The following is a 23712-nucleotide window of genomic DNA, read 5'->3' on the forward strand; positions in this document are numbered from 1 at the left end:
AGACTTGGGTCCAGGCAAATCGATGCCGTGCCGAATGAGCCGGAAGGGCGCCATGGAAGCTCGTCGCTATTGGATTCTGGCCGGAGTGGTCTGTGTTGGCGTGGGAGTTGCCGCCGGCGAACTGCTCGCGGCCTTCATCAGCCCGTCCGCGTCGCCCGTCAGCGCCGTCGGCCAAAGCGTCATCAGCCTGCTTCCGGGCGGCATGAAGGAATGGGCCATCCACCTCTTTGGCACCAACGACAAAACCGTCCTCCTCGACTCGATGGTCGTCATCATGGCCGTGTTCGCGGGCCTGGTGGGCGTGCTTGAGCGCAGGCGCCGCGGGCTGGGCCAAGCCCTGATCGCGGCTTTCGGCGTGGTGGGAATCCTCGCCGTCGCCTCCCTGGCCGACACCACCGCCGTCGCCTTCGTCGCCCCCGTCGCGGCCGTCGTGGTGGGCATGTCGCTGCTGGCCTGGGTCGCGAACCGCTTCCTGCGCCCGGCACTGGGGCGCCAGCTTAAGGCCGAGTTCGACGCCGGCCACGGCACCCACAGCGAGGAACCGGCCGCCGTGGTCGCCGGGAACACCTCGCGGCGGACCTTCCTGGCGTACATGGGCGCCGGCGCGGCCGTGGCGGTCATTGCAGGCGGCGCGGCGGTCATGGTGCGCCGGGCCGCAGTGGTGGTGGCGGACCTGCGCGCCAAGATCAAGCTGCCCCGGCCCCTCAAGGCCGCGCCCACGGTGCCGGCCGGCGCGGAACTGCCCATCGACGGGCTGACGCCGCTGGTCACCAGCGCCGACTCGTTCTACCGGATCGACACGGCCCTGGTGGTGCCGGCGGTCAACTCCGACACCTGGACGCTGAGCGTGACGGGCATGGTGGAGCGGGAAGTGAGCTTGAATTTCGCCGAGCTGCTGGCCAAACCCATGGTCGAAACGTTCGTGACGATCGGCTGCGTCTCCAACGAGGTGGGCGGAAACCTGGTGGGCAACGCGCTCTGGCTGGGCTGGCCGGTGCGGGAACTGCTCGCCGAGGCAGGCGTCAAGGCCGGTGCGGACATGGTGCTGTCCACGAGCACCGACGGCTTCACGGCGGGCACCCCGCTGGAAGCCATGACGGACGCCCGGGACGCCATCATCGCCGTCGGCATGAACGGCGAGCCGCTGCCCCTGGTCCACGGCTTCCCGGCGCGGCTGATCGTGCCCGGCCTGTACGGCTACGTCTCCGGCACCAAATGGCTCAAGGAACTAAAGGTCACCACCTTCGCGGCCGACCAGGGCTATTGGACGCCCCTGGGATGGGACGCGCTGGGACCCATCAAGACGGCGTCGCGCATCGACGTGCCCGGCGCCGGCGCAAAGACCGCCGCCGGAAAGTTCACCGCGGCCGGCCTCGCCTGGTCACCCGAGCGCGGCATATCCGGGGTGCAGGTCCAGCTCGACGGCGGCAGCTGGCAAAATGCCACCCTCGCCGTGGCGTTGAACAAGGACACCTGGGTGCAGTGGGAGGCGCCACTGGTCCTCAGCAGCGGAAACCACGAGCTGAAGGTCCGGGCCATTGACGGCACGGGTGCCGTGCAGACGGGAGTCGCGGCACCGCCGGAGCCCAACGGCGCCACCGGCTACGACACCGTGAACTTCTCCACGAGATGACCCTTCGCGTTTTGGTTGCCGCCCGGCGGGCTGCCGCCGGCCCACCCGGCGGCTGCCCTAGGATGGAGGTCAGCCAGGACGCCGCGTGGCGTCGTGCCGGGAGGGACCAAAATGCGTAGAACTGTCGCGGAACACCAGCTTGCCGTCCGCGAGGTGCTGGCCAGGGCGTGGTACGCCCCGGGCGGCGCCGCCGTGCGCAACACCGCGGGAGTGCGGATTCCGCTGACCGAGGCCCCGGGACGGGTGCTGGCCGCCGATCTGGCGGCCCCCGTCGACCTGCCACCGTTTGCCAACTCGCAAATGGACGGCTTTGCCATCCAGGTTCCGGAGAATCAGCCCAAAGTGGTTGATTTGGCCGAATCAACCACTTATCTGGTCGGCGCCACGATTCCGGCCGGAATCCTCGCCCCGCCTCTTGTGGCCGGGACGGCCGCCCCCATCATGACGGGAGCCATGCTGCCCGAGGGGGCCAACGCCGTGGTACCCGTCGAGGCCGCCCAGCCCGCACACTTTCCGGATGAGGGTGAATCGGTCACCCTGCCGGGCACGGCCCCCGGCATCTTTGTCCGGGACCGGGGCAGCGACCTGCCGCGGGGCAGTATTGCGATAGCCGCCGGCACCCTGCTCAACCCGGCCCACGTCGGGTTGGCCTCCGCGCTTGGCTGCACGGGCCTGGTGGTGCGCCGGCGCGTGCGGGTGCTGCTGGTGACCACGGGGGACGAGGTGTTGCTGCCCGGCGATCCTCGTGCGGCCGACGGCCTGCCCGAGGGGAAGATCTTCGACGCCAACATGGCGTTGCTCCGCGCGAACCTGCTCGACGCCGGTGCCGAGGTGGTGCTGGCGCCGGTTGTCTCGGATGAGCCGCGGGCGCTGTTGGCGGCCCTTGACTCCTTCGTGGACGGTGCAGGCTCGGACGGCGCCGCCGCGGTCGATTTGATCCTGTCCACCGGCGGGATCAGCGCCGGCGCGTTCGAAGTGGTCAAACAGGCACTGGCCGAACTTGACGTGGACTTTGTCTCCGTGGGGCTGCAGCCGGGCGGGCCGCAGGCGCTGGGCACGTACAAGGGTGTGCCGTTCATCGGCTTCCCGGGCAACCCGGTCAGCGGCGTGGTGTCCTTTGAGCTGTTCCTGCGCCCGGCCATGACCGCACTCCTGGGCGGACCCGCGCCGCGCCACCGGGCCTTGGCAACCCTGGCCCACCCCATGACGTCCCCGGCCGGAAAGCACCAGGTGCGACGCGGCGTCTACGAGGGGCCCGCCTTCGAATCCGCCGCGTCCGTGCGGGAGGTGGGCGGACCGTCGTCGCACCTTTTGGGTGCGCTGGCACAAGCCAACGCCCTGATCCACATCCCGGCCGGCGTGACGGAATTGCAGGCCGGGGCAAAAGTGGAAGTATGGCTGTTGTGACTGATCCCAACACCGCCCCCGAATTAACCCACCTGCGCCACGACGGCACCGCCCAGATGGTCGACGTGTCCGCCAAGGCCGTCACGGTGCGCGAAGCCACCGCCACGGCCACCGTGACCACAACCCCCGAGGTCATGGCCTTGCTCGGCGCCGGCGAACTGCCCAAGGGCGACGCCCTGGCCGTGGCCCGGGTGGCCGGGATCATGGCCGCCAAGAAAACCCCCGAACTTATCCCGCTGTGCCACCCGCTGCCCATCTCCAAGGTCACGGTCGACTTTGACCTCGGGTCCGGAAGCGTGCGCATCCAGGCCCTCGTGAAAACCCGCGGCGTCACGGGCGTGGAGATGGAGGCGCTGACCGCCGTGTCCGTGGCCGCCCTGAGCGTCTATGACATGATCAAGGCCGTGGACAAGCATGCCGTCATCTCCGGCATCCAGGTCCTGGCCAAGAGCGGCGGCAAAAGCGGCGACTGGAAAATCGGCAGCGAATCCGCGGAGAAGGAAGCAACCCCATGAGCGCTTGTGAACCCGGCACCTCCCTGGGCCCGGCCGGCGTCGTCATCGCCTCGACCCGCGCCGCAACCGGCGTCTACGAGGACAAGACCGGCCCCATCATCGCCGACTGGCTCACCGAGCACGGTTTCGACACCATCCCCGTGATCGTGGTCCCGGACGGCCCCGCCGTGGGCGCGGCATTGCGGGCCCTGCTGACAAAACAACCCGCCGTGATCCTGACCAGCGGCGGCACGGGCCTGAGCCCCACCGACGAAACCCCGGAAATGACGCTGCCCGTGCTGGAACGCGAAATTCCGGGCATCATGGAGGCCATCCGGGCCGCCGGCCTGGCCAAGACGCCCATGGCCGCGCTCAGCCGCGGACACGCGGGCACGGCCGGGCGCACGCTGATCGTCAACCTGCCCGGCTCGCCGTCGGGCGTCATGGACGGTTTGGCCGTGCTGGACCCCATCATCGGGCACATCTGCGAGCAGGTGGGCGGCGGCCATGGCCACTAACGTCGAAGTCGTGGCCGCCTCGCTCAGCGACCAGCCAATCTCCGTCGACGCCGCCATTGCCGCCGTCGAATCCGACGCCGCCGGGGCAGTTGTCAGCTTCAGCGGGGTGGTGCGCAACCACGACGGCGGCAAACAAGTCGCCCGGCTGAGCTACAGCGCCCACCCGCTCGCCAAGACGGTCCTCGACGACGTCGTCACCTCCGTCGCGGCCGGCGCCGCGGACCCCGACGGCCACCCCGTGCGGGTCTGGGTGGCCCACCGGGTGGGACCCCTGGAGATCGGCGAACCGGCCCTCGTGTGCGCCGTCGCCTCCTCGCACCGGGCCGAGGCCTTTGAGCTGTGCTCGGCCCTCGTGGAGCGGATCAAGGCCGAGGTGCCCATCTGGAAGGAACAGTTCTTCACCGACGGGACGGTCGAATGGGTGGGCGCCGGAGGAGCTGCGTAAAACCAGTAGTCTTAAACGCATGAGTGAATTGCTGAAGGTGGCCGTGCTCGGTGCCAAGGGACGAATGGGAACGGCCGCCGTTGCGGCCATCGACGGGGCCGCGGACATGGAGCTGGTGGCAGCCCTGGGCCGCAACGACTCCCTGGACGTCCTGCTCGACGCCGGCGCCGACGTGATCGTGGATTTGACCGTCCCTGACTCCACCGAAGCCAACATCCGCTTCGCCGTCGAACACGGCATCCACGCCGTGGTCGGCACCACCGGCTGGAATGCCGAGCGGCTGGCCTCGCTGGAAGCACTGCTCGCCGCGCACCCGGACACCGGCGTGCTGATCGCCCCGAACTTCGCCCTGGGCTCCGTGCTGGCCACCCGCTTTGCCGCGCAGGCCGCCAAATACTTTGAGTCGGTGGAGATCATCGAACTCCACCACCCCCGCAAGGTCGATGCGCCCTCCGGCACGGCCCTGCGTACGGCGCAGCTCATCGCGGCCGCCCGCGCCGAAGCCGGCGTCGCCGACGCCCCCGACGCCACCGAAACCGATCCCGACGGCGCCCGCGGAGCCTCGATCGAGGGCATCCCCGTGCACAGCGTCCGGCTGGCCGGCCTGGTGGCCCACCAGGAAGTGCTGCTGGGCAGCGCCGGGGAGCAGCTGACCATCCGCCACGACTCCTTCAACCACGCCTCGTTCATGCCCGGCGTGCTGCTCGGCGTGCGCACCGTGGGAACCCGCCCCGGGCTGACGGTGGGCCTCGACGGCTACCTGGACCTGGAAGGCTGAGCCATGTCAAAGACAAAACTATGGGTTGGCGCCATTTGCCTGCTGCTGGTGTTCTACCTGGTGGTCATGGTGCAGCGATCCTTCACGCTGATGTTCGTTTCGCCCGAATGGCAGGCCAAGCTCCTGGGCGCCGCCTACTTCCTGGTGCCGTTCGTCGCGGCCTGGGCGCTGATCAGCGAGGTGCTCTTTGGCGCCCGCACGGAAAAGCTGGCCAAGATCCTCGAGACCGAGGGCGGCCTGCCCGAGGACACGCTGCCGCGCACCCCGGCCGGCCGGATTGTCCGTGCCGCCGCCGACGCCGAGTTTGAAAAGTACAAGGCCGAGGCCGAATCTGCGCCCGACGACTGGCGGTCCTGGTTCCGGCTTTCCTGCGCCTACGACGCCGCCGGCGACCGCAAGCGCGCCCGCAAGTCCATGCGCGACGCCATCACGATGTTCCGCGCCGGCTGACACTGCCGTCTGTGTTGCACTTGTTGGACGTGGAAAGCGATATCCCGTCGAATTGCGTGAAACAACCGCAACATAGATCCACGAGAGGCAAGACCATGGCAAGCAGCACACTCAACCCGATTGACGGCGTCGAACTTTCCTATGACGTGGTGGGGGAGGGCGCACCGATCCTGCTGCTCCACGGCAGCGCGCTGAGCCGTGCCATCTGGCGCGGATTCGGCTACACCAAGGCGCTGCGGGAAAACCACCAGGTCATCACCATGGACCTGCGCGGCCACGGGCGCAGCGGCAAGCCAACCGGACAGGCCGACTACGCCATGGAGCTGCTGGTCTCCGACGCGCTGGCCGTGCTGGACGCCGCCGGCGCCCCGCGGGCCCACTTTGGCGGCTACTCCGTGGGCTCCCGGATCGGATTCTCCCTGGCGGTTGCCGCGCCGGAGCGCCTTCTCTCGCTGACCACGCTTGGCGGGACGTTCCGAATCCAGCCCGGCAGCGTGGGCAAGCTGTTCTTCCCCGATTACGACGCCGCCCTCGGCAATGCCGGCATGCCCGGCTTTGTGGAAGGCTGGGAACGGCGGATCGGCGGTCCCCTCGACGCGCAGACCAGGGCCGCGTTCCTGGCCAACGACGCCACGGCGCTGCGGTCCTACTTCCGGCAAACCGAGGCCGAGTCCGCCATCGCCGAATCCGCCATTGCCGCCATTGCGCTGCCGGCCCTGTTGATGGCCGGCACGGCCGACCGGGACCGACTGGTCGATTCGCGGCGCGCCGCCGAGCTCATGCCCAACGCCCGCGTCGTTGAGCTCCCCGGCCGCAACCACGGCAGCACACTGGTGCCCGCCCAGCCGATCCTCGACGAATGGCTGCCGTTCCTGGCCGGAGTCGGCGCAAGCAGCTAAGACGCGGCGCCTGAACGTTCAGTCGTTGCCGGGCCGCAGCGGCGGCACCGCCGACGCCGGCCCGTCGGAAACATGACCGCCGGCGGCCGGTCCGGCGGAACCCGGCCGGCCGGCGTCGTAGGCGGCCAGCACGGCGGGGATCATCGCGGCGGAGGCCCGCCGGTAGCCCAGGCTCGAGGGGTGGAAACCGTCAATGGAAAACATGTCGCGGGGCTCCTCCAGGAAGATCTGCCGCACGGCCCGCCCCAGCAGCACGGGGTGCGCGCCGGCCGCCCGGGCCGCCTTGAACTGGGCCGCGGCCAGCCGCCGGGACATCTGGCCGCCAAATTCGCGCAGGGGGGAGGGCAGCGACGGCAGCGTGTCAAAGTCCGGGCAGGTGCCCACCACCACCTCGCCGCCCGCGAGCCGCAGCCTGCCGATCACCGCGCCGAGCGCCTTGACGGAATCGGCGAGCGGCACGTGGTTCGTCAGATCGTTGCCGCCCACCACGATGACGGTAATGTCCGGCACTTTCCCCTCCGGCAGGGTGTCGATCTGGTGGTCAAGGGTCGAGGTGCGGGCCCCCACCGCGGCCACGGTGCGCAACTCCACCGCCCGGTGTGCGTGGTCGGAGAGCGCCACGGCCAGGTTGGCGCCCAGGGTCGCGGACGCCGTCGCCGCCCCCAGGCTGTCCGCCACGGAGTCCCCGGCCACCACCAGCAGCAGCGGGTTTCCCCAGGCGGGGCGGTACACGCGGTCCGCGTCAGGGCCGCGATCACCAAGGCGGTGCCCCACGGTTTGCGCCGCCATGCGCCCCTCGGTGCGGAACAGCAGGGCGATTCCGCCCACGGTTGCCGCCACGCTGCCGGCCACGATGGCACCGGCAAGTCCGGCCCGGCGCAGCGAAGAGAGGTCCATGCTGGAAGTATAGGCTGCGCCGCCCTGTCCGCCCCGTGGCCGGCGTTGAACGAAATCAAGGCGGAGCAGGTAACGTTTTACCCATGTCTGCCTCTGTGTCTAGCAACCGCCCCTTCGGAACTCTGGTGCCTGCAATGGTCACCCCCTTCACCGCCGACGGCGAAGTGGACTACAAGCAGGCGGCCGCACTGGCCAACAAGCTGGTCGACGATGGCTGCGACGGCCTCGTCGTTACCGGCACCACGGGTGAAACCTCCACCCTGACGGACGAGGAAAACCTTGGCATGTTCGCCGCGGTCCTGGACGCCGTGGGCGACCGGGCCCGGGTCATCGCCGGCACCGGCACCAACGACACCCGCCACTCCATCAGCCTCTCCAAGCGTGCCGCCGCCCTGGGCGTCCACGGCCTGCTGATCGTCACCCCGTACTACAACAAGCCCAGCCAGGCCGGCATCCAGGCCCACTTCGAGGCGATTGCCGACTCCACCGAGCTGCCCGTCATGGTGTACGACATTCCCGGCCGTGCCGGAGTCCCCATCACTACCGAAACCATCATCAAGCTGGCCGACCACCCGCGGATCCTTGCGCTCAAGGACGCCAAGGCCGACTTCTCCGCCACAACGCGCGTGCTGGCCAACACCGACCTCGACGTGTACTCGGGCGACGACGGACTGACGCTGCCGCTGATGGCCGCCGGCGCCGTCGGACTCGTCAGCGTCACCGCGCATGTGGCAACCAAGGCGTTCCGCGCACTCATTGACGCGGCCGCGGCCGGCGACTTCGCCACGGCCCGCCGCATCCACTTCGAGCTGGATCCGGTCATCCGGGCCGCCATGGGCCACGTGCAGGGCGCGGTGGCCGTCAAACAAATTCTTAAGTGGCAGGGAATCCTGTCCAACTCGGTGGTCCGGCTTCCCTTGGTGGAACCGGGCGAGGCCGAGATCGCCATGATCAAGGCTGACCTTGCGGAAGCTGGAATGGAAGTGTAACCATGACCCAAATGACTGAACCCGGCCTGCGCACCCCGCCGAAACTGGCCAAGGACACGCTGCGGATCGTGCCGCTGGGCGGCATTGGTGAAATCGGGCGCAACATGACCGTCTTTGAAATGGACGGCAAGCTGCTCATTGTGGACTGCGGCGTGCTCTTCCCCGAGGAGGACCAGCCGGGCGTTGACTTGATCCTGCCCGACTTCTCCTACATCGAGGACCGGCTCGAGGACGTGGTGGGCGTGGTGCTCACGCACGGCCACGAGGACCACATTGGCGCCGTGCCCTACCTTTTGCGGTTGCGCAACGACATCCCGCTGATCGGCTCGCAGCTGACGCTGGCGTTCATCGAGGCCAAGCTGGCCGAACACCGCATCAAGCCCTGGACGCTGACGGTCAAGGAGGAACAGGTCGAGAAGTTCGGCCCGTTCGAATGCGAATTCGTCGCCGTCAACCACTCCATCCCGGACGCACTGGCCGTTTTCATCCGCACCGCGGGCGGCAACGTGCTCCACACCGGTGACTTCAAGATGGACCAGCTGCCGCTGGACGGGCGCACCACCGACCTGCGCCACTTTGCCCGCCTGGGCGAGGAAGGCGTGGATTTGTTCCTGGTGGACTCCACCAACGCCGACGTCCCCGGCTTCACCACGAGTGAGGCCGAGATCGGGCCCACGCTGGAGTCCTTGTTCGGCAAGGCCGACAAGCGCATCATCGTGGCCAGCTTCTCCTCCCACGTCCACCGCGTCCAGCAGGTGCTCAACGCCGCCGTGCTGCACAACCGCAAGGTCGCGTTCGTGGGCCGCTCAATGGTGCGCAACATGGCCATTGCCGCCAAGCTGGGCTACCTGAACGTCCCGGACAACGTGCTGGTCGATCTGAAGAACGTGGGAACCCTGCCGGACAACAAGGTGGTCCTGATGTCCACCGGTTCCCAGGGTGAGCCCATGGCGGCCCTGTCCCGGATGGCCAATGGTGACCACAAGATCGCCGTCGGCAAGGGCGACACCGTGATCCTGGCGTCCTCCCTGATCCCCGGCAACGAAAACGCCGTCTTCCGCATCATCAACGGGCTCTTGAAGCGTGGCGCCGACGTCATCCACAAGGGCACCGCCAAGGTCCACGTCTCCGGACACGCCGCCGCCGGCGAACTGCTGTACTGCTACAACATCCTCACGCCCAAGAACGTGATGCCGGTGCACGGGGAGACCCGCCACCTGATTGCGAACGCCAAGATCGCCCAGTCCTCGGGCATCGCGGCGGAGAACATCCTGCTCACCGACGACGGCTCCGTCATCGACCTCGCCAACGGCGTGGCCAGGATCGTCGGCCAGGTCGAGTGCGGCTTTGTCTACGTTGACGGCCAGAGCGTCGGCGAAATCACCGACGCCGATCTGAAGGACCGCCGCACGCTGGGCGACGAGGGCTTCATCTCCATCATCACGGTGGTCAACCGGGCCACGGGCAAGATCGTCTCCGGACCGGACATCCACGCCCGCGGCGTGGCCGAGGACGACGCCGTCTTTGACGAGATCAAACCCAAGATCGCCGCAGCGCTCGAGGAAGCGGTCATGGCCAGCACCGACCACACCACCCACCAGCTCCAGCAGGTGGTGCGCCGGGTGATCGGCACCTGGGTCAACCGCAAGCTGCGCCGCCGCCCCATGATCATCCCGGTGGTCCTGGAGGCGTAGCCGCTCCCTTAGCAGTTCGAACGGGTAGTAGTGGTGGGTGTCGGCGTTCGACACCCACCACTACTGCCCGTTCGTTTTTTCGGCGGGCCGGACGTGCGCCACCAACCGTCCCCTCGAGCCCAAATTCGCGGAAAACCGGGACAAAGCGGGTACCGTTACGGGTATGGCGACTCGTTCTTCCCCCGCTCGCGCGTCCGCCGGCAAGCAAGGCGGCGCTTCGGCGCGCCCAGCGAAGACCGCCAAAATGCCGAGCACACGCAGCAAACAACCCGAACCCGTCCAGCAGCTCATCTGGCCCGTACGCATGGCCGTCGGCTTCTGGCAGGGCCTGGCGCACCTGGTGGGCGGCGCCATTCGGCGCATGGGCGCCGACGTCAGCGACCTCCCGGCCGAGGACCGCCGCGACGGCAGCGGGCTGTTCTTCATCCTCCTGGCCACCGTCATCGCCACCTTCGAGTGGTGGGGCCTGAGCGGCCCGGTGGCCAACGCCGTCCACGGCGTCTTCCAGGGCACGTTCGGCTGGTTCGCCGCCATGCTCCCGCCCATGCTCCTGATCTTCTCGATCCTGGTGTTCCGCCAACCCACCAACATCCGCAGCAACAACCGGGTCGCAATCGGCTTTTGCCTCATGATCCTTTCCGGCTGCGCCCTGGCCCACGTGGCCGGCGGCATGCCCAGCGCCACGGGCAGCTTTGCCGGGATCAGCGCGGCCGGCGGCATGGTCGGCCTCATCGCCGGGGGCCTCGTGGCCGCCGCCAGCCCCGTGCTGGCCGTGGCGGTCTTCGCCATCCTGGCCTTCTTCAGCATCCTGATCCTCACGGCCACCCCCATCCGCCACATCCCGGCCCGGTTGCGGGGGCTGTACGAACAGCTCGTCGGGGCCGGCCCGCAGCCGCAGGAGCCCGCCGGCGACGGCCACGACCAGAGCTACCTGTACGACCGTGACGGGGTGGCCATCGAGCCAAAGAAGCCCCGCAGCCTGCGCGGGCGCAAGAAGGCAGCCGCGGACGCCGCCGCCGATATTGAATATGACGGCGACACCGCCTTCGAGACCGCGCTCGTGGAGCCCAAGGACGACGTCGAACCCGCCGCCCCGTCGCTGCCGCCGGGCGTGCGCCGCCCTACCCGTGACGAGCTGGCCGCCGACAAGATCAAGGCCCGCCAGGGGCTGCCCACCTCACAGAGCTTCTATGACGCCGACGACGACGCCCCCGTCACCGAGGCGATCGGGATCGTCACGGCCAACCAGATCGCGACGGGAAACCGTGACGACACCGCCACCCGCGCGATACCCGCCCCGCCGCAGGCCGCGCCGGCCCCCATCCCGGCCCGCTCGGAGCAGCTGCAGCTGTCCGGCGACGTCACCTACACGCTGCCGGAATCCGACTTCCTGCCCTCCGGCCCGCCCGCGAAGGAAGCCACCGAGGCGAACGACGCCGTCGTCGCCGCCCTCACCGACACCCTGAACCAGTTCAATGTCGACGCAGCGGTGACCGGCTTCAGCCGCGGCCCCACCGTGACCCGGTACGAGATCGAACTGGCGCCCGGCACCAAGGTCGAACGCGTCACCGCATTGAGCAAGAACATCTCCTACGCCGTGGCCTCCTCGGATGTACGCATCCTCAGCCCCATCCCGGGCAAGAGCGCCATCGGCATCGAAATCCCGAACGCGGACAAGGAAATCGTGGTGCTCGGCGACGTGCTGCGCTCCGCCAACGCACGCCGCACCGACCACCCCATGGTCATGGGCGTCGGCAAGGACGTCGAGGGCGGCTTCGTCGTCGCGAACCTGGCCAAGATGCCGCACCTGTTGGTGGCCGGTGCCACGGGTGCCGGCAAGTCCTCGTTCGTGAACTCCATGATCGTCTCGATCCTGATGCGCTCCACCCCCGATGAGGTGCGCATGGTCATGGTGGACCCCAAACGCGTGGAACTGACCGCGTACGAAGGCGTGCCGCACCTGATCACCCCCATCATCACCAACCCGAAGAAGGCCGCCGAGGCACTCCAGTGGGTGGTGCGGGAGATGGATCAGCGCTACGACGACCTCGCCAACTACGGCTTCAAGCACATCGACGAGTTCAACAAGGCCGTCAAGGCCGGCAAGGTGCACCCGCCCGAGGGCTCCAAGCGGGTCGTGCGCGCCTACCCCTACCTGCTCGTGATCGTGGACGAGCTCGCGGACCTGATGATGGTGGCCCCGCGCGATGTGGAGGATTCCATCGTGCGCATCACCCAGCTGGCCCGTGCCGCCGGCATCCACCTGGTGCTGGCCACCCAGCGCCCGTCCGTGGACGTGGTGACGGGCCTGATCAAGGCCAACGTGCCCTCCCGCATGGCGTTCGCCACCTCCTCCGTCACCGACTCCCGCGTGGTCCTCGATCAGCCCGGCGCCGAGAAGCTGCTGGGCCAGGGTGACGCACTGTTCCTGCCCATGGGCAAGTCCAAGCCCATCCGTGTCCAGGGCGCCTGGGTCACCGAGGCGGAAATCAAGCGTGTCGTGGAGCACGTCAAGGGCCAGCTGAAGGCCACCTACCGCGAAGACGTGGCCGTCGAGGCGCCCAAGAAGCAGATCGAGGACGACATCGGAGACGACCTTGATCTGCTGTTGCAGGCCACCGAGCTGGTGGTCACCACGCAGTTCGGTTCCACCTCCATGCTCCAGCGCAAGCTGCGCGTGGGCTTCGCCAAGGCGGGTCGCCTGATGGACCTGCTCGAATCCCGCGGCGTCGTGGGCCCCTCCGAGGGTTCCAAGGCGCGCGACGTCCTGGTCAAGCCCGATGACCTTGCCGCGACCCTTGCCGCGATCCGCGGCGACGGTCCCGTGTCCGTTGAGGACGGTGCCGCCGCTCCCGCGGAGGACCCCCTGGCCGCGGCGCTGGCCGATAACGCCAACGCCAATCACGGCTGGGGCGGGGACCTCGTGGCCGAGGACCTGGCCAACCGGACCGAGTCCGTGAACTACTACGACGGTGCCGACGGCAACGACGACGAGGACGGCGGCGAGGACGCATGGTCACTGACGGGACGGTAGCCTCCGCTAACCCGACGGCGCCCAATGACGATAGCCTTGCACTGTGACTGATACCGCAGCAACAAGCCCCGCAACGCCCGGGCCCTCCAACTGGAACCTGCCCAACGCGCTGACCATGCTGCGGATTGTGCTGGTGCCGTTCTTCATCTGGTTCTTCCTTGCCGACTCCGGCCATTACGGCTGGTGGCGCTGGGCCGCCGTCCTGGCCTTCGTGGTCGCCATCTACACCGACAAGCTCGACGGCGACATCGCCCGGGCGCGGGGCCTGATCACCAGCTTCGGCAAGATCGCGGACCCCATCGCCGACAAGCTGCTGATCGGTTCGGCCCTGATCATGCTGTCGGCCGTGCATGAGCTGTGGTGGTGGGTCACCATTGTGATGCTGGTGCGCGAACTGGGCATTACGGGGCTCCGCTTCGTGGTGATCCGCTACGGCGTCATGGCCGCCTCCAAGGGCGGAAAGCTCAAGACCGTGCTCCAGACGGTGGCGATCTTCGTCTACCTGCTGCCCGTCACCCCGGCTACTCCGTGGCTGTCGGTCGTTGCACTGATAGTTATGTTGGCCGCGTTGGCCGTCACCGTGGTGACCGGCGTCGACTATGTGGTCAAGGCCGTAGCGCTGCGCAACTCGGGCCGACGCGCCGGAACTGCGTAGGCGGGGGAGCAAGTGACGGTTCCCGGAATGGACTTGGCGGCCCTCGTGGCCGACGCCGTGGCCTCGGGCCTGAGCGTCTCGACGGCCGAATCGCTCACCGGCGGCATGCTGGCGGCCACCATCGTGGACGTGCCGGGGGCGTCGGGCATGCTGTTCGGCGGCGTCGTCGCGTACCAGAACGAGGTCAAGGTCCGGGCGCTGGGCGTCTCCGCGGAACTGCTAGAGGAGCGCGGAGCCGTCGACGCCGACGTCGCCTGCGCCATGGCCCTGGGCGCTTGCCGCCTCACCGGGGCACGGGTGGGGCTTTCCACAACGGGCGTTGCCGGTCCGGAACCCCATCAGGGAAAGCCCGTGGGGCAGGTGTATATTGGGTTGCCTTCGACGGGGCGGTCCAAGCCTACGAATATCACTTTGGCGGGGACCGTGCCATGATCCGCCAACAAGCGGCCGACGAGGCGCTGGCCCTGCTCCAACAAGTTGTCAAGGCCACCCGGGAACAAAAGTTGTAACCGGATAGTTAGTCATAGTGAACGCAAATGGTCGGTGATCCGTCCTAGTATGAGAACACCAACCAGGCGTAGCCTTTTCGGAGCCGCTGAAAAGGAAGTACCGATCGAATGAGGAGTAAGGCGATACCGATGGTGAAACAACCCGTATCCGTAAACGGCGTAGTTCGCTGGCGGGATGTGGGTTTGGCAGACGAGGCTAAACATCCGGCAAAGGAGCGCAAGATGGTGGTATTACGCCACGAAATTGGAGATGTCCTGCGAGATGTACGTCAACGTCAGGGCCGCACACTCCGCGAAGTCTCACACAATGCACGCGTCTCGCTTGGCTACTTGAGTGAAGTGGAGCGTGGACAAAAGGAAGCCTCTTCCGAGCTGCTTTCCTCGATTTGTTCCGCTCTCGATGTGCCCTTGTCACTCATGCTCCGCGAAGTGAGCGATCGTTTGGCCATTGCCGAAGGCGTGGCTGTCCCGGACACTGTTCCCCAGGAATTTGCGGCGCGTTACGGCCGTGACTTGAACGAGGAACTCTCCGATGAACTCAGCAAGGGCCTGATGTCCAACGCCTTCTAGTCCGTTGCTCCCTTTCGCCTGACCGGTCGACGCCGGCTCCGGCCCAAGATCTTCCCCGGACCGCCACGGTGTGTGGCACCGGGTCAGTGGATCCCCGCCTTCATGGCGGGGATCCACTTTTTGTTACGAGAACTTTGGTGCGCCTATCCGGCGTCGTAGTTGCTGAGGTCGTCATTGTTCAACTTGGCAATCAGCGTCGCCAGGGTGATAAGTTCCTCGGTGTCCCAGTGCTCCAGCAATTTGTGGAACGCCTCCTGCCGGCCGGCGTGCACGGTACGCATCCTGGCCAGCCCCTCCGGCGTCAATTCGATGAGCTGGGCGCGGCCGTCGCTCGGATCGGCCTCTTTGTGGACCAGCCCCACGCCTTCCAGGAAGCTGATTTGCCGGCTGACCGACGGCTTTCCCACACCAATGCATTTGGCCAGCTCGGTCAACCGCATTCCGCCCTGGTGCAGGAGCACGGACAGCAGCCCATACGCGGCGGGTTCCAAATCCTGGTGGACACTGCGCGTCATCGAGTGGTTCATGGCCCGGGTTCGGCGCCACAGCAGGCTCAACTGCATCTCCAGCGACTCGATGGCCGCCGACGTGTCCTGGGGTGCGGTCGGCGCAGTGCCGCCCGCCGGTGTTGCTGCTCTGCTCATGGGATAAGTCTATGGCGCAGCGGCCGGGCCCGCGTATCCGTCCATGCGACAATGGGAAGGTGCGAGTGAGCGAGTTTTGGCGATTGATGGATGACGAATTCAGCCCGGCGTATTCCCGTGTGCTGGCCCGGGACCTGGTCCTGGCCGGTGTAGGCGGGACGACGGCGGCCGTTGCGTTGCGCGCCGGCTTTGACCCGCGCGAAATCTGGCTGGAGGTGTGCCAGGCCCAGGACGTTCCGCCGTCGCGCCGCCTGGGCCGGGACGTTGCGCCGAAGCAGTAGCGCCCGCGATTTGCACGACACGCCGCAATCGGGTTCGAATACCTATTCGAAACGATCTATCATTGAATCGTAGGGCACCTAAAGCGAGTGCAAAAAGTTCTCCACAATTTTGGCCCCGGAGCCGTACCAGGACAGACAATGTCGGAGCCTTGAACTAGCGTTTTAAGTATCGGAAGAAGCCCCCGGGCCACACCGGAAAGAAATTGAAGTAACGCACCACGTATGCACATGCAACAGACCACCAACCGTCCACAACGCAAAACGGTGTTCCTGGACGGGGCCGGATAACGGCACATATGAAAGACCGAGGTGAACCATGGCCGCTCCCGCAGACCGTGAAAAGGCGCTAGCCGCAGCACTTGCCCAGATTGACAAGCAATTTGGCAAGGGCTCCGTGATGCGCCTGGGCGACGACGTCCGGGCGCCCATTGAAGTGATCCCCACCGGTTCGATCGCCCTGGACGTTGCCCTGGGCATTGGCGGGCTGCCCCGCGGCCGCGTCGTGGAGATCTACGGACCGGAATCCTCCGGTAAGACCACCGTGGCCCTGCACGCCGTCGCCAACGCCCAAAAGGGTGGCGGCATTGCCGCGTTCATCGACGCCGAGCACGCCCTCGACCCGGACTACGCGGCCAAGCTGGGCGTGGACGTGGATGCGCTGCTGGTCTCCCAGCCGGACACCGGTGAGCAGGCCCTGGAAATCATGGACATGCTCATTGGCTCCGGTTCGCTGGACGTCATCGTCATCGACTCCGTCGCCGCCCTGGTGCCGCGCGCCGAAATTGAGGGCGACATGGGCGACAGCCACGTCGGCCTGCAGGCCCGCCTCATGAGCCAGGCCCTGCGAAAGATCACCGGCCGGTTGAGCCAGACCAAGACCACCGCCATCTTCATCAACCAGTTGCGTGAAAAGATCGGTGTCTTCTTCGGCAGCCCCGAAACCACCACCGGTGGTAAGGCGCTGAAGTTCTATGCGTCCATCCGCATCGATGTCCGCCGGATCCAGACCTTGAAGGAAGGCTCCGACGCCGTCGGAAACCGCACCAAGGCGAAGGTCGTCAAGAACAAGATGGCGCCGCCGTTCAAGATCGCCGAGTTCGACATCATCTACGGCCAGGGCATTTCGCGTGAAGGCGGAATCATCGACATGGGCGTGGAGCACGGCATCATCAAGAAGTCCGGTTCCTGGTACACCTACGACGGTGACCAGCTGGGACAGGGCATGGAGAACTCCCGCCGCTTCCTTAAGGACAACCCCGAGCTGGCCGAGGAACTCGAACGCCTCATCAAGATCAAGCTTGGTGTGGGCGCCGCGCCCGAGGTCGAGGAAGAAAAGGCCCCCAAGCTCAAGGCAGTCGACGGCTTCTAGTCGCCACCCACGGTGCCGGCCTGCCTTGGCGGGCCGGTACCGCCTGGGCGCACCCGTGCGACGCCGCGCCCACGGATGCCGTGGCGGGAAGGAGAACTCATGAATGGCAGGAAACCGGCACCCGAGCTGGACCCGGATGCCAATCCCGCAGCGGTGGCCAGGGGCATCATCTTGCGGCAGCTGACCAACTCGCCCAAAAGCCGGCACCAACTGGCGCAGAAGCTTGCCGAGCGAAACGTCCCGGAGGACGTCGCCGAGGCCGTGTTGGACCGCTTCGAAGAGGTCAAACTCATTGACGACGCCGAATTCGCCCAACTTTGGGTGCGCAGCCGGGCCGCCAACAGGTCGATGGCCCGCGGCGCACTCAAACGCGAACTTGCCGAGAAGGGCATCGCGCCGGAACTGGCCGAGGAGGCGCTGGCCCAGGTCACCGACGACGACGAGCACGGCAGTGCCGAAACCCTGGTACGGCGCAAGCTGCGCGGTTCCATGAACCTGGCCGACCGTGCCGAACGCGACAAATACACGCGGCGCTGGGTCGCCATGCTGGCCCGGAAAGGCTACAACCCCTCGGCCGCTTTCCACGTTGTGGGGCAGGTCATCGACGAATCGCTCGAGGGCGAGCCTCCCGGCGACTAGCCGGCCAGCGGCTAGGCTGGCCTCACTATGAGCAGTTTTTCCCGAAGTGCCCTTCGCACCCTGGCCGCTACAGTCGCCGCCGGGTGCTTGGTGGTTTCCGGGGTCGCTGCCGGTCCGGTGGTGGCCGACGACGCACCGCCCAGCGGGTATCCGAGCTGGTCCGACGTGCAAAATGCCAAGGGAAACGCGGCCGCCACGCAAACGGAAATTGGCAAGATCAACTCCCTGCTGGACGGGCTGAGCGCGGAATCCGATGCCCTGGGCACCGCCGCCGTGCAAGCGGGCATCAGCTATGCCACCACCCAATCCCAGCTGGAAACCGTCACCGCGCAGGTCAATGTCCTCCAGGCCCAGTCCAGCCGTGCCGGCAAGGACGCCGCCAAATACCAAAAGGACGTCACTGCCGCGGCCGTCCAAAGCTACAAGTCCGGCGGGGCCAATCTGGGAATCTTCGGAACCCTCTCCGCACTTGACTCCACCGACGGCCTCCAAAATCTCGACCTGCTCCACCTGGTGGGTGAGCAGGCGGCCATGCAACAAACCAAGGCCAAGGACGCCCAAAGTGTTGCCGCATCACTGGCCAAGGCACAACAAGTCGCCGAGGCCGAGCGCGCCAAACTTGCGGACCAGGCCAAGAGCGAGCTTGACGCCGCCGTCGCTGCGCAACAGGCCGTGATCAACCAGCTTGCCGTCAAGAAGAAGCAAAGCGCCACCCTCACCGCTCAGCTCGCGTCACTGAACAACACCACGGTTGCCGTAGAGGCAAAGTACCGCCAGGGGCAGGAGGCGATGGCCGCCTACGAGGCCGCACAGGCTGCGAAACGCGCAGCTGCGGCCGCCGAGGCCGCCCGCCAGCAAGCGGCAGCCGAGGCCGCGGCCCAAGCCGCCGCACAAGCTGCAGCGCAGGCGGCGGCAAACGCACCGGGACCTGTGGCCGCCATCCCGGCCCCGCCCGCGAACCCCAGCCCCGGTGACGGATTCATCCCGGTCGAGGTGCTCCTGCCGAACATTCCCGGCAACGCCGTCAACGACCCCGGCGGAGCACAGGCCTACGCATCAAGCCGGCTGGGCTCCTACGGTTGGGCACAAAGCCAGTTCCAGTGCCTGCTCCAGCTGTGGACACAGGAATCGGGTTGGCAGACCAACGCCACCAACCAAAGCAGCGGAGCCTACGGGATCGCCCAGGCCCTGCCGCCCGGCAAATATTCCGATACCGGCGGCGACTGGCTCACCAACTACCGGACCCAAATCGACTGGGGCCTGGGCTACATCAGCAACCGCTACGGCTCGCCTTGCGGCGCCTGGAGCCACGAAGTCTCCAACAACTGGTACTAGGCCCCGCGGCCTCCCCAACCTCGTTCCTCGGCCGGACCCCTCGGCCGGGTGAGTCCAATTCCGGGTGAAAATGGCCATGATCCTCGCGGGGGCTGTTGTGGTGATCCGACCGCGGCGGGCCGTGGGCGGATCACCACAACAGCCCCCGCGCCGGCCGAATCGGTCCGAAGCGGCCTCTCATGACCACTAAGACCCCCGCGCCACACGAGGATTCAGGCAGCCGTCCCGGTTTAGTCGAAATTCGGCGCAGGTCTTAAGCTGAAGGGGTGAGCCTGACCCTAGACGGCGTTGAAAATTCCGCCCCCGCACTTTCCAGCCGCCCCCGCACCTACCAGGTGCGCACGTACGGCTGCCAAATGAACGTCCACGACTCCGAGCGCATGGCCGGACTGCTGGAATCCGCCGGCATGGTCGCCGTCGAGGAAGCCGGCCCGGCACCCGTCCTGGACGCCAACGGCGAACCCGTGCCCGACGTCGTCGTCTTCAACACCTGCGCGGTCCGCGAGAACGCGGACAACAAGCTCTACGGCAACCTCGGCATGCTGGCCCACATCAAGGAAACCAACCCGGGCATGCAAATTGCCGTGGGCGGCTGCCTGGCCCAAAAGGACCGGGACACGATCCAAAAGCGCGCCCCCTGGGTCGACGTGGTGTTTGGCACGCACAACGTGGGCGCCCTGCCGGTGCTGCTCGAACGCGCTCGGCACAACGCCGACGCCCAAATGGAAATCCTCGAATCCCTGGACGTCTTCCCGTCCACCCTGCCCACCCGCCGCGACGCCGTCTACTCGGGCTGGGTCAGCATCTCCGTGGGCTGCAACAACACCTGCACCTTCTGCATCGTGCCGTCCCTGCGCGGCAAGGAACGCGACCGGCGCCCCGGGGAAATCCTGGCCGAAATCCAGGCCCTCGTCGACGACGGCGCCATCGAGGTGACCCTGCTGGGCCAAAACGTGAACTCCTACGGCGTCGAGTTCGGCGACCGGCTCGCGTTCGGCAAGCTGCTGCGCGCCTGTGGCGAAATCAAGGGGTTGGAGCGGGTGCGCTTCACCAGCCCGCACCCGGCCGCGTTCACGGACGATGTCATCGCCGCCATGGCCGAAACCCCTAACGTCATGCCGCAGCTGCACATGCCGCTCCAGTCCGGCTCCGACAAGGTCCTCAAGGACATGCGCCGTTCCTACCGGTCCAGCAAGTTCCTGGGCATCCTGGACAAGGTCCGCGAGGCCATGCCGGACGCGGCCATCTCCACCGACCTGATTGTCGGCTTCCCGGGGGAGACCGAGGAGGACTTCCAGGCCACGCTCGACGTCGTGGAGAAGTCGCGCTTTGCCACCGCCTTCACCTTCCAATACTCCAAGCGGCCCGGCACGCCGGCCGCCGACCTGCCGGACCAGCTGCCCAAGGAAGTGGTCCAGGAACGCTTCCTGCGCCTGACCGCGCTGCAGGACAGGATCGCGGCCGAGGAAAACGCCAAGCAGCTGGGCCGCACGGTGGAGGTCATGGCCACCGCCCAGTCCGGGCGCAAGGCCGCCGAAACGCACCGGTTGTCCGGCCGGTCGCGGGACCAGCGCCTGGTCCACTTCAGCGTCCCCGAGGGTGCCGAAACCCCGCGCCCCGGCGACCTGGTCACGGTCACCATCACCGAGGCCGCAGCGTTCCACCTCGTGGCCGACCCCGCCACTGCGGCCGACTACCAGTTGCGCCGCTCCCGCGCGGGCGACGCCTGGGACCTGGCACAGGCCGCATCGTGCGGCGTACCGGCACCCGGCGTGGGCACCGCCTCCGGGGAAAAGAAAGCCGTTTCCCTGGGCATGCCGGCCCTGCCGGTTCGCACGGCATGAGCCCAGGCGCTCCGGTGCTTCCCGTTGTCGCCGTCGTCGGACCCACGGGGTCCGGGAAATCGGAACTGGCCCTACACCTGGCTGAACGGTTCGGCGGAGAGGCGGTCAACGCCGACTCGATGCAGTTCTACCATGGCATGGACATCGGCACGGCAAAGCTCAGCATGGCCGAACGCCGCGGGATTCCGCACCACCTGATGGACTTCCTCAGCGTCCGCGAGGACACCACGGTGGCGCAGTTCCAGGCGCTGGCACGGTCCGCCATCGCCGACATCCAGGCCCGCGGCAAGCTGCCCATCCTGGTGGGTGGCTCCGGCCTCTATGTCCGCGCCGCCGTGGACGTGCTGGAATTCCCCGGCACCGACCCGGCCATCCGCTCCCGCCTTGAGGCCGAGCTCGACGCCGGCGGCCTGACACCGCTGGCCGCCCGGCTTGCCCGGGTGGACCCGGTTTCCGCCGCCCGCATCAACGACGGCAAACGCGTGGTCCGTGCCCTTGAGGTGCACGAACTGACGGGCCGGCCGTTCAGCTCCTTCATGCCGGAGCGCGACTACGTCCAGCCCACCGTGCAGATTGGCCTCAACGGCGACCGGGCACAATTGCATGAGCGGCTGGCCGGCCGCGTGCACCGGATGGTCGAATCCGGCCTGCAGGAGGAGGTTGCCGCCCTCATCCCGGAGGGGCTCCGCGAGGGGCGCACGGCCCAAAAGGCGTTGGGCTACCAACAGTTCCTGCGCGTCCTTGACGGCGAATCGACCGTGGCGGCTGCGTCGGAGGAAACCATCACCGCCACCAGGCAGTTCGCCCGCCGCCAGATCACCTGGTTCCGTGCCGACCCGCGCGTGCACTGGCTCGACTGGGCGCAGCCGGACCTTTACGACGCCGCCGGCGGTTTGGTTCATGACGCCATGGAGGCTGCAAACCGGGCGCCCGGATTGCCTTAGTCTTGAACCATGACTGATGCACACCTGCCTGCCGCCGGCACGCCCCTGACCGGACTGCGCTTTTCCAAGGGCCACGGCACGGGCAACGACTTCGTGTTGGTGGCCGATCCCGACGGCGCCCACATCATCACCCCGGAGCAGGTGGCCGGACTGTGCGACCGCCATCGCGGCATCGGCGGCGACGGCCTCATCCGCGCCGTCCGCTCCCAGCATGTGCCCGAGGGCCTCGCCCTGCTCGCGGACCACCCGGACGCCGAATGGTTCATGGACTACCGCAACGGTGACGGTTCCCTGTCCGAAATGTGCGGCAACGGAGTGCGCGTCTTTGTCCACTTCCTGATCGAGCAGGGCCTGGTGGTCCTGCACCCGGGGCACTCACTGACCATCGGCACCCGCGGCGGCGTCAAGGTCGTGGCCCGCACCGACAACGGCTACATGGTGGACATGGGCCCCTGGGAGTTCATCTTCCCCGAGCAGGCGGCCGAACGCGGCATGGATTCGATCGTCGAAACCTCCGGCGTCGACGTGGCCCGGCCCGGCCTGTCCGTCAGCATGGGCAACCCGCACACCGTCGTGGCGCTGCCCACCCTCGACGAGCTGGCCGCCGCCAACCTGACCACGGCACCCGAAGTGGCGCCGCTGCCCCCGCACGGCACCAACGTCGAGTTCGCGGTGCCCGCCGAACCCCTGGTCAGCGACGGGGTGGGGTACATCACGATGCGCGTGCACGAACGCGGCGTGGGGGAGACCCTCTCCTGCGGCACGGGAGCCTGCGCGGCAGCCGTCGCCACCCGCTTCTGGGCCGGCGACGACGCCCCCGATGTGTGGGCCGTGGACGTACCCGGCGGCACCGTCCGCGTACGCTTCTTCCCCGGCCCCGACGGACGCGAGCACGTTGAACTCAGCGGCCCCGCCGTCATCGTGGCCGACGGCGTCCTCGCCTGACCCCACGCCCTCCCTGATTTGGCTCGCGAGCGAGCCAAATCAGGGGCCCTCGGGCGCGTGGGCCCAACTATTCGCGAAGGGTGAACTCTTACGGTTTGGTGCGGGTGACGCGCAGGATCCGGAACGCCTTGGACGTGGAGTCGCGGGACACCTCGAAACCGGCCTCCGGGAAGCGCTCGGCAAGTTCCACGCCCAGCCACCGCTGGAGCGAATCCGAGCCCAGGTTCTTCTGCACCACCAGGTAGGCGTTGCCGCCTTCGGCCAGGCGGGGGAGCCAGGTCAGCAGGATCGCGTGGAGTTCGGCCTTGCCGACCCGGATGGGCGGGTTGGACCAGATGGTGGTGAAGCGCACCTCGGGGTCGACGTCGTCGGGCATTGAAACCCGCACGTTGCCAAGGCCCAGGGCCTTGGCATTGTCGCCGGTCAGCTCGATCGAGCGTTCGTTGACGTCCACGGCGTAGACGGTGGCTTCGGGGGAGCGCAGGGCAAGCGTCAGGGCGATCGGACCCCAGCCACAGCCGATGTCCAGCAAATTTCCCGTGGGGGACGGCGCCGGGGCGTCGGCCAGCAGGATCGCGGTGCCCTTGTCCACGCCGTCGGGGCTGAAAATGCCGCCGCCGGTTTGCAGGGTCCGCCGCTCCCCGGCCAACACCACCTGCAGTGGCCGCCGTTTCAGCGGCGTTGACGGTTGTGAACTGAAGTAATGATCTGCATCCATAGTCCTGCCAGATTAGTGCGA

The 23712-nt window shown here is 67.5% G+C and carries 24 protein-coding genes; 21 read left to right on the forward strand and 3 right to left on the reverse strand.

Annotated features, from left to right (window positions below):
* The first annotated feature begins 52 nt into the window (after positions 1 to 52).
* The 8 genes from AL755_RS07350 to AL755_RS07385 all read left to right on the forward strand — a co-directional run bounded on the left by AL755_RS07350 (position 53) and on the right by AL755_RS07385 (position 6624).
* Positions 53 to 1633, forward strand: coding sequence for a molybdopterin-dependent oxidoreductase (locus AL755_RS07350; RefSeq protein WP_107503822.1), 1581 nt, complete (start codon positions 53 to 55; stop codon positions 1631 to 1633).
* A 111-nt stretch (positions 1634 to 1744) separates the two neighbouring features.
* Positions 1745 to 3040, forward strand: coding sequence for a molybdopterin molybdotransferase MoeA (locus tag AL755_RS07355; protein WP_054010442.1), 1296 nt, complete (start codon positions 1745 to 1747; stop codon positions 3038 to 3040).
* Entirely contained in the window at positions 3028 to 3555 is a 528-nt protein-coding gene (moaC, locus tag AL755_RS07360; protein WP_054010443.1) for a cyclic pyranopterin monophosphate synthase MoaC, read from the forward strand. Before AL755_RS07355 ends, moaC begins: the two co-directional genes overlap by 13 nt.
* Positions 3552 to 4052 (forward strand): MogA/MoaB family molybdenum cofactor biosynthesis protein, encoded by a 501-nt coding sequence (locus AL755_RS07365; RefSeq protein WP_054010444.1) that lies wholly within the window; start codon positions 3552 to 3554, stop codon positions 4050 to 4052. Before moaC ends, AL755_RS07365 begins: the two co-directional genes overlap by 4 nt.
* Positions 4042 to 4497 carry a molybdenum cofactor biosynthesis protein MoaE gene (locus AL755_RS07370; RefSeq protein WP_054010445.1) on the forward strand — a complete coding sequence of 152 codons (456 nt, stop codon included), beginning with the start codon at positions 4042 to 4044 and terminating at the stop codon, positions 4495 to 4497. The genes AL755_RS07365 and AL755_RS07370 overlap by 11 nt, the downstream gene beginning before the upstream one ends.
* A gap of 19 nt (positions 4498 to 4516) precedes the next feature.
* A complete protein-coding gene (gene dapB / locus AL755_RS07375) occupies positions 4517 to 5275 on the forward strand; it encodes a 4-hydroxy-tetrahydrodipicolinate reductase (RefSeq protein ID WP_054010446.1) in 759 nt (252 codons plus the stop codon).
* 3 nt (positions 5276 to 5278) lie between these two features.
* Positions 5279 to 5725 (forward strand): hypothetical protein, encoded by a 447-nt coding sequence (locus AL755_RS07380; RefSeq protein ID WP_054010447.1) that lies wholly within the window; start codon positions 5279 to 5281, stop codon positions 5723 to 5725.
* Positions 5726 to 5820: 95 nt separating this feature from the next.
* Positions 5821 to 6624, forward strand: a complete 804-nt coding sequence (locus AL755_RS07385; protein WP_054010448.1) for an alpha/beta fold hydrolase — start codon at positions 5821 to 5823, stop codon at positions 6622 to 6624.
* 18 nt (positions 6625 to 6642) lie between these two features.
* On the opposite strand, the gene AL755_RS07390 is transcribed toward AL755_RS07385, so the two are convergent.
* A complete protein-coding gene (locus AL755_RS07390; protein ID WP_054010449.1) occupies positions 6643 to 7521 on the reverse strand; it encodes an SGNH/GDSL hydrolase family protein in 879 nt (292 codons plus the stop codon).
* Positions 7522 to 7604: 83 nt separating this feature from the next.
* On the opposite strand from AL755_RS07390, the gene dapA reads away from it, so the two are divergent.
* From dapA to AL755_RS07420, 6 genes are all read left to right on the forward strand, one after another.
* Complete coding sequence (dapA, locus tag AL755_RS07395) at positions 7605 to 8510, forward strand: 4-hydroxy-tetrahydrodipicolinate synthase (protein ID WP_054010450.1); 906 nt, start codon at positions 7605 to 7607, stop codon at positions 8508 to 8510.
* A gap of 2 nt (positions 8511 to 8512) precedes the next feature.
* Positions 8513 to 10204: a ribonuclease J gene (locus AL755_RS07400; protein ID WP_054010451.1), complete on the forward strand. Its 1692-nt coding sequence runs from the start codon at positions 8513 to 8515 to the stop codon at positions 10202 to 10204.
* 163 nt (positions 10205 to 10367) lie between these two features.
* Positions 10368 to 13238: an FtsK/SpoIIIE family DNA translocase gene (locus AL755_RS07405; RefSeq protein WP_054010452.1), complete on the forward strand. Its 2871-nt coding sequence runs from the start codon at positions 10368 to 10370 to the stop codon at positions 13236 to 13238.
* Between the two features lie 43 nt (positions 13239 to 13281).
* Positions 13282 to 13893: a CDP-diacylglycerol--glycerol-3-phosphate 3-phosphatidyltransferase gene (gene pgsA / locus AL755_RS07410; protein WP_054010453.1), complete on the forward strand. Its 612-nt coding sequence runs from the start codon at positions 13282 to 13284 to the stop codon at positions 13891 to 13893.
* Between the two features lie 12 nt (positions 13894 to 13905).
* Positions 13906 to 14325, forward strand: coding sequence for a CinA family protein (locus AL755_RS07415; RefSeq protein WP_337589575.1), 420 nt, complete (start codon positions 13906 to 13908; stop codon positions 14323 to 14325).
* A gap of 206 nt (positions 14326 to 14531) precedes the next feature.
* Positions 14532 to 14972 (forward strand): helix-turn-helix domain-containing protein, encoded by a 441-nt coding sequence (locus AL755_RS07420; RefSeq protein ID WP_054012929.1) that lies wholly within the window; start codon positions 14532 to 14534, stop codon positions 14970 to 14972.
* Positions 14973 to 15115: 143 nt separating this feature from the next.
* On the opposite strand, the gene AL755_RS07425 is transcribed toward AL755_RS07420, so the two are convergent.
* The gene (locus AL755_RS07425; protein ID WP_054010454.1) at positions 15116 to 15616 is read right to left on the reverse strand and encodes a MarR family winged helix-turn-helix transcriptional regulator; all 501 of its coding nucleotides are present in this window, start codon (positions 15614 to 15616) and stop codon (positions 15116 to 15118) included.
* Positions 15617 to 15675: 59 nt separating this feature from the next.
* On the opposite strand from AL755_RS07425, the gene AL755_RS07430 reads away from it, so the two are divergent.
* From AL755_RS07430 to dapF, 7 genes are all read left to right on the forward strand, one after another.
* Positions 15676 to 15897: a DUF3046 domain-containing protein gene (locus tag AL755_RS07430; RefSeq protein ID WP_054010455.1), complete on the forward strand. Its 222-nt coding sequence runs from the start codon at positions 15676 to 15678 to the stop codon at positions 15895 to 15897.
* Between the two features lie 316 nt (positions 15898 to 16213).
* Positions 16214 to 17266, forward strand: a complete 1053-nt coding sequence (gene recA / locus AL755_RS07435) for a recombinase RecA (RefSeq protein ID WP_054010456.1) — start codon at positions 16214 to 16216, stop codon at positions 17264 to 17266.
* 99 nt (positions 17267 to 17365) lie between these two features.
* Complete coding sequence (locus AL755_RS07440) at positions 17366 to 17905, forward strand: regulatory protein RecX (protein WP_054010457.1); 540 nt, start codon at positions 17366 to 17368, stop codon at positions 17903 to 17905.
* A 27-nt stretch (positions 17906 to 17932) separates the two neighbouring features.
* Positions 17933 to 19240 carry a coiled-coil domain-containing protein gene (locus tag AL755_RS07445; RefSeq protein ID WP_054010458.1) on the forward strand — a complete coding sequence of 436 codons (1308 nt, stop codon included), beginning with the start codon at positions 17933 to 17935 and terminating at the stop codon, positions 19238 to 19240.
* Between the two features lie 266 nt (positions 19241 to 19506).
* On the forward strand, positions 19507 to 21084 hold the full coding sequence (gene miaB / locus AL755_RS07450; RefSeq protein ID WP_054010459.1) for a tRNA (N6-isopentenyl adenosine(37)-C2)-methylthiotransferase MiaB: 1578 nt from the start codon (positions 19507 to 19509) through the stop codon (positions 21082 to 21084).
* Positions 21081 to 22028, forward strand: a complete 948-nt coding sequence (miaA, locus tag AL755_RS07455; protein ID WP_054010460.1) for a tRNA (adenosine(37)-N6)-dimethylallyltransferase MiaA — start codon at positions 21081 to 21083, stop codon at positions 22026 to 22028. Before miaB ends, miaA begins: the two co-directional genes overlap by 4 nt.
* A 9-nt stretch (positions 22029 to 22037) precedes the next feature.
* A complete protein-coding gene (gene dapF, locus AL755_RS07460) occupies positions 22038 to 22973 on the forward strand; it encodes a diaminopimelate epimerase (protein ID WP_054010461.1) in 936 nt (311 codons plus the stop codon).
* A gap of 88 nt (positions 22974 to 23061) precedes the next feature.
* On the opposite strand, the gene AL755_RS07465 is transcribed toward dapF, so the two are convergent.
* Positions 23062 to 23691 (reverse strand): class I SAM-dependent methyltransferase, encoded by a 630-nt coding sequence (locus tag AL755_RS07465; protein ID WP_054010462.1) that lies wholly within the window; start codon positions 23689 to 23691, stop codon positions 23062 to 23064.
* Positions 23692 to 23712 lie beyond the last annotated feature (21 nt).

Origin of the sequence: Arthrobacter sp. ERGS1:01, from assembly GCF_001281315.1 — a bacterium.
GTDB lineage: Bacteria > Actinomycetota > Actinomycetes > Actinomycetales > Micrococcaceae > Specibacter.